This window comes from Tepidanaerobacter sp. EBM-49, assembly GCF_001896645.1.
GTDB lineage: Bacteria > Bacillota > Thermosediminibacteria > Thermosediminibacterales > Tepidanaerobacteraceae > Tepidanaerobacter > Tepidanaerobacter syntrophicus.
Genome location: NZ_MPPE01000036.1, coordinates 31130 through 46787, shown reverse-complemented (window position 1 = coordinate 46787; position 15658 = coordinate 31130). Strand labels below are relative to the sequence as shown.

General features: G+C 39.1%; 11 protein-coding genes. 10 read left to right on the top strand and 1 reads right to left on the bottom strand.

Annotated elements, in window-relative coordinates:
• Positions 1–52 precede the first annotated feature (52 nt).
• On the bottom strand, positions 53–988 hold the full coding sequence (cysK, locus tag BUE08_RS05910) for a cysteine synthase A (RefSeq protein ID WP_286680558.1): 936 nt from the start codon (positions 986–988) through the stop codon (positions 53–55).
• Between the two features lie 321 nt (positions 989–1309).
• Between cysK and hutH the strand changes: the two genes are divergently transcribed.
• The 10 genes from hutH (at position 1310) to BUE08_RS05860 (ending at position 15620) form a co-directional block, all read left to right on the top strand.
• Entirely contained in the window at positions 1310–2824 is a 1515-nt protein-coding gene (hutH, locus tag BUE08_RS05905; RefSeq protein WP_353682091.1) for a histidine ammonia-lyase, read from the top strand.
• A 106-nt stretch (positions 2825–2930) separates the two neighbouring features.
• Positions 2931–3716, top strand: coding sequence for a class II fructose-bisphosphate aldolase (locus tag BUE08_RS05900; protein WP_286680602.1), 786 nt, complete (start codon positions 2931–2933; stop codon positions 3714–3716).
• Between the two features lie 59 nt (positions 3717–3775).
• Positions 3776–5248 (top strand): alanine/glycine:cation symporter family protein, encoded by a 1473-nt coding sequence (locus BUE08_RS05895; protein ID WP_286680556.1) that lies wholly within the window; start codon positions 3776–3778, stop codon positions 5246–5248.
• A gap of 37 nt (positions 5249–5285) precedes the next feature.
• Positions 5286–6197, top strand: a complete 912-nt coding sequence (locus BUE08_RS05890) for an amidohydrolase family protein (RefSeq protein ID WP_286680555.1) — start codon at positions 5286–5288, stop codon at positions 6195–6197.
• 74 nt (positions 6198–6271) lie between these two features.
• Positions 6272–8227, top strand: coding sequence for an oxidoreductase (locus BUE08_RS05885; RefSeq protein ID WP_286680554.1), 1956 nt, complete (start codon positions 6272–6274; stop codon positions 8225–8227).
• A gap of 151 nt (positions 8228–8378) precedes the next feature.
• A complete protein-coding gene (locus BUE08_RS05880) occupies positions 8379–9611 on the top strand; it encodes a helix-turn-helix domain-containing protein (protein ID WP_286680553.1) in 1233 nt (410 codons plus the stop codon).
• A gap of 55 nt (positions 9612–9666) precedes the next feature.
• The gene (hutU, locus tag BUE08_RS05875) at positions 9667–11718 is read left to right on the top strand and encodes a urocanate hydratase (protein WP_286680552.1); all 2052 of its coding nucleotides are present in this window, start codon (positions 9667–9669) and stop codon (positions 11716–11718) included.
• The gene (gene ftcD, locus BUE08_RS05870; RefSeq protein WP_281742611.1) at positions 11702–12601 is read left to right on the top strand and encodes a glutamate formimidoyltransferase; all 900 of its coding nucleotides are present in this window, start codon (positions 11702–11704) and stop codon (positions 12599–12601) included. Before hutU ends, ftcD begins: the two co-directional genes overlap by 17 nt.
• 71 nt (positions 12602–12672) lie before the next feature.
• The gene (gene hutI / locus BUE08_RS05865; RefSeq protein WP_286680551.1) at positions 12673–13941 is read left to right on the top strand and encodes an imidazolonepropionase; all 1269 of its coding nucleotides are present in this window, start codon (positions 12673–12675) and stop codon (positions 13939–13941) included.
• Between the two features lie 5 nt (positions 13942–13946).
• Entirely contained in the window at positions 13947–15620 is a 1674-nt protein-coding gene (locus tag BUE08_RS05860; RefSeq protein WP_286680550.1) for a formate--tetrahydrofolate ligase, read from the top strand.
• Positions 15621–15658: the final 38 nt, after the last annotated feature.

The following is a 15658-nucleotide window of genomic DNA, read 5'->3' as shown; positions in this document are numbered from 1 at the left end:
ATAATCAAACAAATAAATCCACCTTAATATTCGCTAAGGTGGATTTAAGATTCTAATACTCAGGGAATAGACCTTCCGTGCTTAGATATCGCTCTCCGGTATCAGGAAGTATAGTTACTACTAGTTTACTCGGCTCTAAATCCGCTGCAATTTTTTGCGCTGCCCACACCGCGGCTCCTGATGAAATGCCGGCAAGGATTCCTTCTATAGTGGAAAGCTTTCGTGTCATTTCGTAGGCATCTTCATCTGTGACAGTGATAATTTCATCAATTAAATCAACATCCAAAACTTTTGGAATAAACCCTGCACCAATGCCCTGAATCTTATGAGGACCCGCCGCACCTCCGGATAAAACAGCAGAAGATGCCGGCTCCACTGCAATTGCTTTTATATTAGGCAATTCGGCCTTTAATTTTCTTGCAACTCCGGTAAATGTACCGCCTGTCCCGACTGTTGCAACAAATGCATCTAGTTTGCCCTTTGTCTGATTCAAAATTTCCTTTGCTGTAGTTACTTCATGAGCGAAAGAATTGACAGGGTTGTCAAACTGCATCGGCATAAAGTATCCATTGGTTTTTGCAAGTTCTTCAGCCTTTCTTATTGCACCATCCATGCCTTCTTCAGGAGGCGTAAGTATGAACTCGGCGCCATACGCCTTTAAAAGCTTTCTTCGTTCAATGCTCATAGATGCAGGCATAACTAAAATAAGCCGGTATCCTTTTACTGCACACACCACGGCAAGGCCTATTCCGGTATTGCCGCTGGTAGGCTCTATGACCGTGGAACCGGTTTTAAGAAGTCCTTTATCTTCAGCATCATTTATCATAGAAAGGGCAATACGATCTTTTATGCTGCCTCCCGGATTAAAAGACTCAATCTTAGCTGCTATGCTTGCTCCTTTTTCAGGGGAAAGCTTGCTTAATTTTACCATAGGAGTCATTCCGATAGTTTCCAAGATGGAATCATAGATTATATTGTCAATGCCCATTTTACAAAACTCCTTTGACTTCTTGATTTATTTAAATTATAACGCTCAGAGAGGTTTTGTCAATTAACTGTTGAGTTTTGTTTAACATATTAAAGCGTTAATACGTTAATACAGAAAATTAGGAAGAAACAAAAAAATCCGGTAAATTATAGTTTTTTGCGAAGGAATTAAAGTTAAGATGTTGAATATAGTATATAACATAACAAATTAAAAAATCTTGCAAAAAGCATAATAACTACTTTATCGCAAAATCGGCTTATAGCGAAATGGCTAGTGGTAATAGTAATTATCCATATGCTGCATATTTAACAAAAACTTGAGGTGATGGTGTTGATAATAGACGGAGAAAGTTTGAGGCTGGAAGATATTATAAAAGTTGCAGTTGAAAAAGAATCAATTGAGCTATCTTCGATATCAAAAGAAAAAGTTGAAGTATCAAGAGAATATGTAAACAAAATCATTGAAAATAATGAGGTGGTATATGGCGTAACTACCGGTTTTGGAAAGTTTTGCAATGTAAATATTTCATCTCAAGATACCCGCGATCTGCAGGTTAACTTAATTCGAAGCCACTCAGCCGGAGTTGGCGAGTATCTTTCCGAAGATGCGGTAAGAGCTATGATGCTGCTTAGGGCAAATGCGCTTGCCAAAGGATATTCGGGAATAAGATATTCTACACTTCAAACCCTTATCGATATGTTAAATAAAGGAGTAATTCCCAGGGTTCCATCGCAAGGCTCTCTAGGAGCCAGCGGAGACTTGGTTCCCTTAGCCCATATGGTTCTCGTTATGATAGGTGAGGGTGAGGCTTTATACAAAGGAAGAGTTATGCCGGGTAAAGAAGCTATGCAGCTGGCAGGAATAATGCCTGTAACGCTTGAAGCAAAGGAAGGACTTGCCCTTATAAACGGTACACAAGCCATGACGGCTATAGGAAGCCTAGCTCTTGCTGAAGCAATAAATTTGTCAAGAATTGCTGATATATCTGCGGCACTGACTTTTGAAGCTTTAAATGGTGTGATAGATGCCTTTGACGAAAATGTTAATTTAGTAAGACCTCACAAAGGGCAGATAGAATGCGCAAGAAACATGAGAAAACTTTTAGAAGGAAGCCAATTTGTAACACATCAAGGTAATCCAAAAGTGCAAGACGCATATACACTAAGATGTATTCCGCAGGTGCATGGTGCCGTAAGAGACGCATTAGAACATATTAAAGAGATAGTTGAAATTGAAATGAATTCGGCAACAGATAATCCCTTAATTTTCCCTGAAAGCGATGTGGTTATTTCCGGCGGCAATTTCCATGGGGAGCCCATAGCTATAAACATGGATTATATGGGGATAGCGGTTTCGGAGCTTGCAAGCATTGCGGAACGTCGGATTGAGCGCCTTGTAAATCCTAGCCTAAACGAGGGACTGCCTGCATTCTTGGTAGACAATGGCGGCTTAAATTCAGGCCTTATGATAGCTCAATATACTGCAGCATCACTGGTATCGGAAAATAAAACCCTTGCAACTCCGGCAAGCGTAGATTCTATCCCATCTTCAGCAAACCAGGAAGACCATGTAAGCATGGGTACCATTGCAGCAAGAAAAGCAAGAAGAATAGTTGAAAACACGAGAAACGTTTTAGCTATTGAGCTCCTGTGCGCAGCACAAGCAATAGATTTGCGGCTAAAAGAAAATAAAGGAAAGGAGATGGGAAAGGGGACAAAAGAGGCATATAGGTTAATAAGGGAAAAAGTGAAATACATCGATAAAGATAGAGGACTGAGTGAAGACATAAAGAATCTTGCTGATGATATATGCAACAACGAGCTGACAATTTGGTAGATTTTACGTAAGTATTCAGTTGTATTTATTGTTTTTGGATTGAAGTGATCAATGGAGGTGATGAAAATGTTAGTTTCGACTGACAAAATCTTAAAGAAGGCAAAAAATAGAAAACTCTGCAGTTTTATCCCCGAATGTTTTTAGCTTAGAAATGGTGAATGCGGCCATTGAGGCTGCGAATGAAGAAAAGTCCCCCATAATTTTAGCCTATGATGAAAATCTGCAAAAATATGTAGATATTTATGAGTTTACAGAAGTAGCAAAGATTGCCGCACAAAAATCCAATATACCAGTTTCTCTTCATCTAGACCATGGAAAAACTTTTAAAGGTTGTATGAGAGCGATACATGCCAATTTTAGTTCTATAATGGTTGATAGGTTTTCTCCCAGTTATGAAGACAATGTAAAAGAGATAAAGGAGTTAGTAAAAATTGCACATAGCTTAGATGTTTCAGTGGAAGCAGAATTAGGAGGAATTGATCCCGATGGCAAGTATAATGATAAAGCCCTTGTCGATCCTAACCTTGCAATAAAATTTATTAATGAAACAAATATTGATGCTTTGGCAGTGGTTATAGTACATGGTCTGTACGAAGAAAGCAAAGTGGAAATAGATTTTAAAAGATTGAAAGTTATAAAAGAAAAAGTTGATATCCCTTTAGTGCTCCATGGAGGTTCTGCTGCCGGTGACGAACAACTACAGGAGGCTTGTTCTCTAGGGATAAATAAAGTTAACATAGGATATGAACTAGATATCGCAGCTGTTGAAAGCTTAACAAGTAGTCCCGAAAATCTAATTGATGATTATGAATTTCCGCAACGAATATTTGCCACCTGCAAAAGATATAAAGAGAATATTAAACACTACATTCGATTGGTAAATAATCAATAGGTTTTAGAATCGCATGCACAATGGTTAAATATTAAAAATATTATAAATAGGGGAAGATTATGGAAACTTATAACGCGATTATTGAAATGCTAGCCGGAATTGTGTGGCATGATTCCTTAATTGCTTTATTGGTATGTGTAGGGATTTATTTCACGATTAGAATTGGATTTTGGCAATTTACCTCGTTGCCTCTCATGGTAAGACTTATGACAAAATCAAAAGCCTCAGAACGAGGAATATCCTCTTTTCAAGCTTTTTTAACTACAGTAGCAGGTCGTGTTGGTATCGGAAATATCGCAGGAACTGCTGTTGCAATTTACATGGGTGGACCGGGAGCTGTTTTCTGGATGTGGCTCATAGCTTTAGTTGGCTCTGCTTCTGCTTTCATAGAATCAACCTTAGCTCAGATTTATAAGACAGAGGTTGCTGGACAATATGTTGGAGGACCAGCTCAATATGCAAAAAAAGCTTTAGGAATAGAATGGTATGGCACGTTGATTGCGATAATACTAATTTTTAGTTGCATTATCGGGTCGCCAGGCATACAGTCCAATGTTATTGCAGATTCTATGAAAAGTGCATTTAATATTCCAGAACTTGTAACAGGATTTATTGTTGCAATAGCATTAGGATGGGTTGTTTTTGGAGGAATTAAACGTATTGCAGAAGTATCTGAAATACTAGTTCCTATTATGTGTATTGTTTATATTTTTCTTGCAATAATTATAGTTATAGCAAATATAACAAAACTTCCTGCAATAATTGGTTTGATTTTTAGCTCTGCCTTTGGACTAAACCCTGCTTTTGCCGGTATTACAGGTTCAGCGATTAGCTGGGGAGTAAAGCGTGGAGTATATTCTAATGAAGCTGGTCTCGGAGCAGGAGCACCAGCTGCTGCTGCAGCTGAAGTTTCTCATCCTGCTGAACAAGGTCTAGTTCAAGCATGTTCAGTTTTTGTCGATACTTTGTTAGTGTGTTCCGCAACGGCATTTTTGATTTTAACCACTGGAAAATATAATATATTGGGACCGGACGGTAAAACGATGATAATTGAAAACCTGCCTGGAATTGACGCTGGCCCGGGATATGTCCAAGCCGCATTAGCAACCTTAATACCTTTTGGTGAACAGATATTAGCCTTTATAATAACTCTATTTGCCTTTACCTGCCTTTATGGCTACTACTACCAAGCAGAAGCTGCAATTAGTTCACTTACAGAAAAATCAGGTCCTACTGTTTATAAAATAACAATCTTGGTTGCTCGAATTGTAATAGTTATAAATGTTTTAGTGTCAAGCCAATTTGAGGCTGTAGCAGCATGGAACTTAGCCGATATAGGTGGTGGAATATTAGCGTGGGCACACATAATATTACTATTACTAATTTGTAAGCCCGCAATAATAGCAGCAAAGGACTATAAAGAGCAATACAAAAAAGGAATAATTCCAGTATTTGAACCTGATAAACTTGGCATTAAAAATGCAGAAATTTGGAATGAAATCAACAAACGCCAGCAAATATCATCGTCTTAGTATTATTTTCCAAGATGAACGGAGATGATAATTAGCAATGAAAAAAATTATTGACTTCCATGCGCACTTAGGAGATATTTTACAAAACAAAAATGTGACATTCAAACAAAATATAAGGCATGGCAGTTATCCAGATCCATTTGAAGATTTAGAGAAATCCGGATTTAAAAAGCCTGAATCGCAAAGCGAAGAAGAACACATTTTATCAATTTTTGCAGGACAATATCGCGTGCAAGAAGGTACTTTGCAAAATCTTAGCATAGAAATGGACAATAATAACATTGCCTATTCTTGCGTTCATCCTATTTTACCAAACACAAGTTTTGAAGAATATTTAGCTGCATCAAAGCTTGAGCCGAGGTTAATTACGTTTACTAGTGCGGATTATAGTTTAGGTATAGAAGAAATGTGCAATAAACTTAAAAAAGATATAGTAAACGGTGCAAAGGGTCTGAAAATTCATCAAATACTTCAGAATGTCAGTTTAAACGAGGCTAAGGTTCGCGAGGCAGTGAAGGTGTTCGGGGAAAAAAATCTTCCAATATTAGTCCATTGTGGAGTATTTACTTTTTATACTCCTGACCAACCCTATGAAGATACCCCAGAGTATGGAGATATCAAATATATTATAGAGCTAGTGCGTGAATTTCCGGATTATACCATTGTGGTAGCTCACGGCGCAGAGGGTGATGTAGAGCTTCTAGCTCGTGAAGCAAAAAAACCAGAAAATGTTTTTGTAGACACAAGTTATTGCACTTCTGAGTATATCCAAAAATCAGTTCACGTACTTGGAGAAAATAATGTTCTTTTTGGGACGGATTTTCCTTTTATTAGGCCTAAATATGGCATAAAAGTTTGCGAAGAAGCACTGGCCAATGATCCTGCAGTTTTAGATAAAGTCTTCTTTAAAAACGCTGCATGTATTCTCCACTTGGAGGATAATTTCTGAAGCATAAAAATTAAGATGATATTTTACAGTTTTACTAAAATATTTAGTCATATATATTTAAGGAGGAATTTTTAATGGAAGTCTATACGAATTTATTTAGCCCCCTGCAAATCGGGCCACTAACCTTTAAAAATAGAATAGAAGCGGCACCGGGAAATACAGGGTATAATACAGAAGAGGGTTTTTTAACACCTGAGACAGTTGCGTATTTTGAAATGAAGGCAAAGGGTGGCGCAGCTCTTGTTGTAATAGGAGAAAGCAATGTTCATACAAAAACTGGCGTAGCTCACGGAAGGATGCCATGTCTTGACAACCCTGATATCTTACCCTCATTAATTCGTACTACTGATGCTATTAAACGCCATGGAGCTTTTTCATCAATTCAATTAGTTCACCCCGGAAGAAGAGCGAATGCTGATTACTATAAAGGTACAATATACGGTCCTAGCGCAGCACCGCCTCTATTTGGAGGACCTATTGTAGAAATGGATGAAGATATTATAGCTGAAGTAGTTGAAGCTTTTGGAGATGCCGCAGAAATGGCAAAATTAGGTGGATGCGATATGTGCATGGTTCATGGTTCACATGGATGGCTTTTGCATCAGTTTTTATCACCACTTACAAATCACCGAAAAGATCGGTTTGGGGGCAGCATCGAAAACCGTGCACGTATTTCTTTAATGGTCGTAGAAAATATAAGAAAGAAATGTGGTCCGGATTTTCCGATTGAATTTAGGCTAAGTGGAACGGAGCATACAGAAGGCGGTTATACTATTGAAGATATGATAGAATTTTCCAAGATGCTCGACGGCAAAGTTGACATAATACATGTTTCGTGCGGAACATTTCATGATCCAAAAACAAATGTAAAAATGTTTTCATCACCATTCTGCGAGCGAGGATTGAACGTCCCGCTTGCCGCAGCCATTAAAGATGCGGTAAAAACAAGTAAAGTTGCTGTCGTAGGTGGTTTAAACGATCCGGCTATGATGGACGAAATAATAGCAAGCGGAAAAGCTGATATTGTAGCGATAGGCCGCGGGTTACTTGCAGATCCTTATTTACCTAAAAAGGCAAAGATGAGAAAAGCGGATGATATTACCCCATGCCAGCGTTGTCTTGTTTGTTTAAGCGGAGATTTTGTACCTTATGTAAAGTATCCAACCCGTAGCCTTAGATGCACTGTTAATCCAATTATTGGCAGAGAACAAGAAGCGATGGTCGTAAAACCGTTCGAGGGACGTAAAAAAGTGCTGGTTATTGGCGGCGGACCTGCCGGGATGGAAGCTGCAATAACTGCAGCAGATAGGGGGCATGAAGTTGTTCTTTGTGAAAAAGAGGATAAATTAGGAGGCCTTATTAACTTTTCGGGGCATGTCCCATTTAAAATCGACTTAATGAAGTTTAAAGATCTTCTTATTCAACGTGTAAATGAGAGAGCAATAAAAGTAATGCTTAATACAGAAGCTACATCTGAAGTTGTTGAATATATCTCGCCGGACGTTATCATTGCAGCAGTTGGGGCCCACCCGATAATTCCAAATATTCCCGGGATCGATAGTGAAAAAGTCGTTTTAGCCGCCGATATTTACAATAAAAATGTGAATATTGGTGATAATGTAGTGGTAGTAGGAGGCGGCCTGGTGGGATGCGAAGAAGCACTTTATCTTGCCCAGCACGGTAAAAAAGTAAAAGTGCTGGAAATGAAGCCCGAAGTTATACCGGACGGGGCATATTTATATCGAGAAGCGCTTCTTTTAGAAATAGCAAAATACCCGATAGAGCTTTTAACCAATACTACATGTAAAGAAATTAAAAATGAAGGTGTAATTGCAGTAACGGCAAACGGCGAAGAAAAGCTATACGAAGCTGATAATGTAATAATAGCCGTAGGATTGAAGGCTGATCCAAATGATACTAATAAATTTAGAAAATATGCACCAGAATTTTATCTTATTGGCGACTGTTTAAAACCAAAAAGGGTATTAGAAGCAATTCGAAGCGGCTATGATGCAGCAATGAGCATATAGTGCAGTAATAATCTTTGCATAAGCCCTACAAAATTTTGTAGGGCTTATGCAAGTAAAAAAATCAAAGGTAAAGTCGGGCATAAAAATAACCAGACAAAATCCACCTACAATTCTATGAATCGACTAAAAATTTATAGGAGGTATGCCATTAATGGAAAAAGATCTTTTTACAGAATATGCCCGACTAGGTTTTTTCAGAGACCTTCTTTGCAACAATATTAAATACGAGGAGGAAATTTTAGAATTTGAGAAAGAAATTGCTGCAGACTTTAGACCTAATATAGTTATGGTCGCAGCTATTGACAACTATCACTTGCAATTTGGCAATAAGAGCGAGATACAGCGGCAGAATTTAAGACTTGCTGTATTGGAAAGCCTTAAAGAAGCAGTTGAAAATCTTTATACCTTAGTAGTGCCTATGGAGGAAGATTTATATGCACTACTTTTTCAACTCAATAATAAAGAAGAAACAAGAGAGAAAACCTTAGATATCGGCCAAAATTTGCAAAGATACATCGAAGACGAAACAGGTATATCTATAACAATAGGAATAGGCCTTCCCTGTAAAAATATTTTCGATCTACATCTTTCATATAAAGATGCACTTCTGGCATGTCGCCATAAATTTTACACTGGCATCGGACAAGCAATTCATATTGCAAACACTATTCCTTTTATAACAGACCCTAATATCTTTTCTATAGAAATTGAATCTCAGTTTTCTGTAAAAATACTCAGCTGTGATAAGAAAGCTGCTTTTAAGATTTTAGATGATTTTATAAGCTCAATCACTAACAAAACGCCAAACATCGATCCTGTAATTGTTAAAGCAAGATTTAATGAAATTGCCTTGATAATTATAAGGGCGGGAATAGAGGCGGGAATTCGATCGGAAAAGCTTGGAATATTAAGCCGTAGGTTTTTAAAGAGAATAGCAGAAAGCGATACATTCTTAGAATTAGAAAATCAGACTAAAGAACTTGTCTCGCAAATAATCGATGAGATATCCAGAGGCAGGAAACACATGAATACCAAACTATTTGAAGAAGCTATTGAGTATATTAACGATAATTTTGCAAATAATATAACCTTAGAAGATATATCAGAGCACGTTCACATAAGTCCATATCATTTTAGTCATGAGTTCAAGAGATTTACAAGCATGAATTTTATAGAATACTTAACAAAAGTTAGAATAAATGAGGCTAAAAAGCTTCTTTTGACAACAGATTTGAGTATAAAGGAAGTAAGCAGCCAAGTAGGATACCAAGATTCAAGTTATTTCGGTAGAGTTTTTAAGAATGTTGAAGGTGTGCCGCCGAGCAAATTTAAGATAGATAATCAAGTGTATAAAGAGGAAAAAATAAAGAGTAGCGGGAAATAAAATCAGACTTAAATCAAGCATATCCAAACATTATTACAAAAAGGAGAGAGATAAAATGCTTAACAATTATGATATTTCAAAGGCAATGAAAATAAAGCTTGATGATGAATTGCCGGAAATGCCGAAATTTGTGGAGGGCATTAGAAGAGCTCCTAGCCGGGGGTTTAATCTGACAAAGGAACAGACCAAAACTGCACTAAAGAATGCCTTAAGATATATACCGGAGCAGTACCATGAAAAACTTGCACCTGAGTTTTTAGATGAGCTTTTAACTTATGGCAGAATTTATGGCTATCGTTATAGGCCTCAGGGGAGGATATACGGAAGGCCTATCGACGAATATAAAGGCAAATGCCTTGCCGGAAAAGCCTTTCAAGTTATGATAGACAACAATCTGGATTTTGAAGTAGCGCTTTACCCTTATGAGCTTGTAACATATGGCGAAACCGGCAGCGTATGCCAAAATTGGATGCAGTATAGATTAATTAAAAAATACCTTGAGGTAATGACTGAGGATCAGACACTTGTAGTTATGTCAGGGCATCCCCTTGGTCTTTTCCCCTCAAAGCCGGAAGCTCCAAGAGTAATTATAACAAATGCCTTAATGGTAGGCATGTTCGACAACCATGATGACTGGGAAATTGCCGAAGAGATGGGAGTTGCCAATTATGGACAGATGACAGCGGGAGGCTGGATGTACATCGGGCCCCAGGGAATAGTTCACGGAACCTTCAATACACTATTAAATGCCGGAAGATTAAAACTTGGTATTCCCCATGATGAAGACCTGAAAGGCTATCTATTTGTCTCGTCAGGTCTTGGCGGAATGAGTGGAGCACAACCCAAGGCAGTAGAGATTGCCGGTGGTGTTGGAATCATAGCCGAGGTCGACTATTCCCGTATTAAGACGCGCTACGACCAGGGATGGGTTAAAAAAGTATCATCAGATTTAAAAGAAGTATTTGCTGTTGCTCATGAATATATGAAAAAGAAAGAACCTATGTCTATTGCCTATCACGGCAACATAGTTGATTTACTGGAATATGCAGTAAAAAATAACATTCATATTGACCTATTATCAGACCAAACCTCATGCCATGCAGCATATGACGGCGGATATTGCCCTCAAGGCCTGACTTTTGAGGAGCGCACCAAGCTGCTTGCAACAGATAGAGAAAAATTCAAACAGCTTGTTGATAAAAGCTTGAGAAGGCATTTTGAACTTATAAAAACCTTGGTTGATCGGGGCACTTACTTCTTTGATTATGGAAATTCCTTTATGAAGGCAGTGTTCGACGCAGGCGTAAAAGAAATATCAAAGAATGGCAAAGATGAGAAAGATGGCTTTATATTCCCTTCCTATGTTGAAGACATAATGGGACCGGAACTTTTTGACTATGGTTACGGACCCTTCCGCTGGGTTTGCCTAAGCGGCAAGAAAGAGGATTTAAGAAAAACAGATAAAGCAGCTATGGAATGCATTGACCCAAACCGCAGGGGCCAAGATAGGGACAACTATATCTGGATTCGCGATGCGGAAAAAAATAAACTGGTAGTAGGTACACAGGCAAGGATACTTTATCAAGATGCCGAAGGGAGAATGAAAATAGCCCTTAAATTCAATGATATGGTAAGAAAAGGAGAAATCGGGCCTGTGATGCTTGGAAGAGACCACCATGATGTGAGCGGAACCGATTCACCCTTTAGAGAAACAGCTAATATAAAAGACGGCAGTAATGTAATGGCAGACATGGCTACACAGTGCTTTGCCGGCAATGCCGCAAGAGGTATGAGCCTTGTAGCCCTTCACAACGGCGGAGGCGTAGGCATAAGTAAAGCCATAAATGGCGGTTTTGGACTTCTTTTAGATGGCAGCAAGAAAACCGATGATATTATAAAGTCCGCCCTATTATGGGATGTAATGTGCGGCGTTGCAAGACGCTCCTGGGCACGAAATCAAAACTCTATTGAAACAGGTGTAGAGTTTAATAAAAATTATGATAGCCTTGGTCATATTACACTTCCGTATATACCAAAACAAGAACTGATAGATGAAGTAGTAGACAAAAACTTTATAAGGAGGAACTACCTTGAATCCAATCGTTGAATGTATTCCAAATTTCAGTGAAGGCAGACGCCAAGAGGTCGTTGAAGCTATTGCTGATACAATAAGATCTGTAGAAGGCGTAAGGCTTCTAGACTATTCCGCGGATAAAAACCATAATCGAAGTGTCTTTACATTTATTGGCAATCCGAAAGCGGTAGCAGAAGCGGCTTTTCTTTCCTGCAAAAAAGCAGCTGAATTAATCGATATGACAAAACACAAAGGGGAACATCCAAGGATGGGCGCTACCGATGTAATACCTTTTGTACCTGTGAGAGACATCACTGTAGAAGAATGTATAGAGCTTTCTAAGAAAGTTGGAGAAAGAATTGCGGAGGAACTTTCAATTCCCGTCTTTTTATATGAAGATTCAGCTACAAAGCCTGAACGGAAAAACCTTGCAGATATAAGAAAAGGCCAGTTTGAAAAAATGGCAGAAAAATTAAAGGACCCTCAATGGGCTCCTGATTTTGGAAAACCGGAAATTCACCCTACGGCAGGGGTAGTAGCCGTTGGAGCGCGCAAGCCACTTATAGCTTACAATATCAATCTTGACACATCAGACATAAAAATTGCCGATACGATTGCAAAACTCATCCGCGAAAGAGGTGGAGGGCTAAAAAATGTAAGGGCTATCGGGGTAATGTTAGAAGATAGAAACCTGGCCCAGGTGTCAATTAACATGGTAGACTATGAAAGAACAGCTCTTTACAGAGCCTTTGAGATGGTCAAAATGGAGGCAAAGCGCTATGGAGTCAATATAGTGGGCAGTGAAATAGTAGGCCTTACTCCTATGAAAGCCCTTATAGATGTAGCCGAATACTATTTGCAATTGGAAAACTTCGATTCTAATAAACAGATATTGGAGAATTACTTGCTACAGTAATTGATTCATTATATAGATTGCGGGCGGTCAAAGACCGGCCCCTAATCTTTGATAAAAACGGAGGTGAAGTTTTGAAAGATACCGGACAACTTGTTATAAAAAATATTGGCATGCTTGCAACCCCGGAAGGGACAAGCTGTTTGAAGGGCGAGGAACAGGGAAACATAAAAATACTTAAAAATGCATTTATTGCAGCCTCCGACGGTAGAATTACTGCCATAGGCGAAGATAAGGAACTTAAAGATATCCCTATAAATGATGATACTGTTGTTATCGATGCCGAAGGCTGCCTTGCAACTCCGGGTCTTGTAGACCCCCATACACACCTGGTTTTTGGAGGGTGGAGGCAAAAAGAGCTTTCATTAAAGCTAAAGGGCGCCGGCTACCTTGATATATTGAGCATGGGAGGAGGAATACTAAGTACCGTAGAGCATACGCGCAAGGCAAGTTTTGAAGAGCTGGTGCAAAAAGGCAAAAAATCCCTTGATATAATGTTAAGCTATGGAACAACCGCCTGTGAAGCAAAAAGCGGATATGGTTTAAATGTAAAAGATGAGATTAAATCCTTAAATGTAATTAAAGAACTAAATAAATTACATGCAGTTGACTTAGTCCCTACATTTATGGGAGCACATGCTATTCCAAAGGAATATCAAGGAAGAGCTGATGATTATATAAAATTAATAAAGGAAGAAATGATCCCAAAGGTTGCAAAAGAAAATCTGGCAGAGTTTTGTGATGTATTTTGCGAAGATAGGGTTTTTGATGTAGAGCAGTCAAGGGATATCCTCGAAACAGGCAAAAGACATGGTCTCATTCCTAAAGTCCATGCCGACGAGATAACGCCCTTAGGAGGCGCATCGCTTGCTGCTGAAGTTAAGGCTATTTCTGCCGAACATCTGATTCATGCATCAGATAAAGGTATTGATGATATGGCAAAGGCAGGTACTATAGCAATCCTTTTGCCGGGAACATCTCTCTATTTAGATGAATCCTTTGCAAGAGCGAAAACCATGATAGAAAAAGGCATTCCGGTAGCCTTGGCTTCTGACTTCAATCCAGGTTCATGCCCTACAGAATCACTGCAGCTTATCTTAAATCTTGCCTGTATAAAATACAAGATGACGCCTGAAGAAGTATTAACGGCTGCAACACTAAACGCCGCTGCGGCTATTAACAGGTCATCTGTTGTAGGAAGCTTAGAAGTTGGAAAACAGGCGGATATCCTGCTTTGGGATTCGCCTGATTTAGACTTTATAGTATATCATCTTGGTGTAAATTTAGTAAAAACCGTTGTTAAGCAGGGTAAAATAGTAGTGGATAAACATACAATGAGGTGAAGTATATGAAAACTGATATCGAAATAGCTCAAGAAGCTAAAATCAAGCCGATTAAGGAAATAGCCGAATCTGTCGGACTTGAAGAAAAAGATATATATTATTATGGACCATATAAGGCAAAGGTTAATATTGATGTATATAACAGATTAAAAGATAAAAAGGATGGAAAATTAATCCTTGTAACTGCCATAACCCCTACACCTGCAGGCGAGGGAAAGACCACAACAACAGTAGGATTGGGCGATGCGCTAAATAAATTAGGCAAAAAGACCATGATAGCCTTAAGAGAACCCTCCCTTGGACCTGTATTCGGCATAAAAGGAGGGGCGGCAGGCGGAGGGTACGCCCAGGTTGTTCCAATGGAAGATATAAATCTGCATTTTACAGGTGATTTCCATGCAATTGGAGCTGCAAATAATCTCTTGGCAGCTATGATAGATAATCACATTTATCAAGGAAATGCATTAAAAATAGATCCTCGTAGGATTGCCTGGCGCCGCTGTGTAGATATGAACGACCGTCAGCTTAGATTTGTAGTTGACGGCTTAGGAGGAAAAGCAAACGGCGTTCCAAGAGAAGATGGATATGATATCACCGTGGCTTCCGAGGTAATGGCTGCTTTTTGTCTTTCGCAAAATCTTACAGACTTAAAAGAAAGACTTTCAAAAATAATTATAGGCTATACATACGACGGAAAACCTGTGACTGCCGGGGACCTTAAAACTCACGGCGCTATGGCTGTTCTTTTGAAGGAAGCTCTAAATCCAAACCTAGTCCAGACAATTGAGGGCACACCTGCTTTTGTTCATGGAGGACCCTTTGCTAATATAGCTCACGGTTGCAACAGCCTTATTGCAACAAAAACTGCTTTAAAACTTTCGGATTACTGCGTAACCGAGGCAGGCTTTGGGGCAGATTTGGGCGCAGAAAAATTTGTCGATATCAAGTGCCGGCAGGGAGGATTAAAGCCTGATGCGGCAGTATTGGTAGCAAGCGTTAGGGCATTAAAGCTTCATGGAGGTGTAGACAAACGCAATTTGGGCGAGGAAAACCTCGAGGCACTAGAAAAAGGTATGGATAACCTTCAAAAACATATTGAAAATATTACTGAGAAGTTTGGATTGCCCTTAGTCGTAGCCGTAAACCGCTTCCCGGGTGATACTGAAGCTGAGCTCAATATGGTGCTTGATGTGTGCAACAAGGCTAAAGTGCCTGTAGCCCTCTCGGAGGTTTTTTCAAAGGGATCAGAAGGTGGCATAGATTTGGCTGAGAAAGTAGTTCGGGCAGCAGAAAAAGGTAATAATCACTTTAAATTTGTGTATCCCTTAGAAGCCGGCATCAAGCAAAAAATTGAAATTATAGCTCATGAAATATACGGAGCTGATGGTGCGGATTTTACAAAAGAAGCAGAAAAGGAGATTGGAAATCTTGAAACATTAGGATATAAGAATTTGCCTATATGTATGGCCAAAACTCAATATTCGCTTTCGGATAATCCTAAGCTCTTAGGAAGACCCAAAGATTTTAAAATAACTGTAAGGCAGGTAAAGGTATCGGCAAGCGCGGGATTTATTGTGGCACTAACCGGTGAGATTATGACACTACCGGGACTTCCTAAAGCACCTGCAGCGGAAAGAATTGATATCGATGAGTCTGGAAGGATTACCGGTCTGTTTTAGAAAAGGCATACCTTTAACAAAGGAGTGGTAAAATAAAA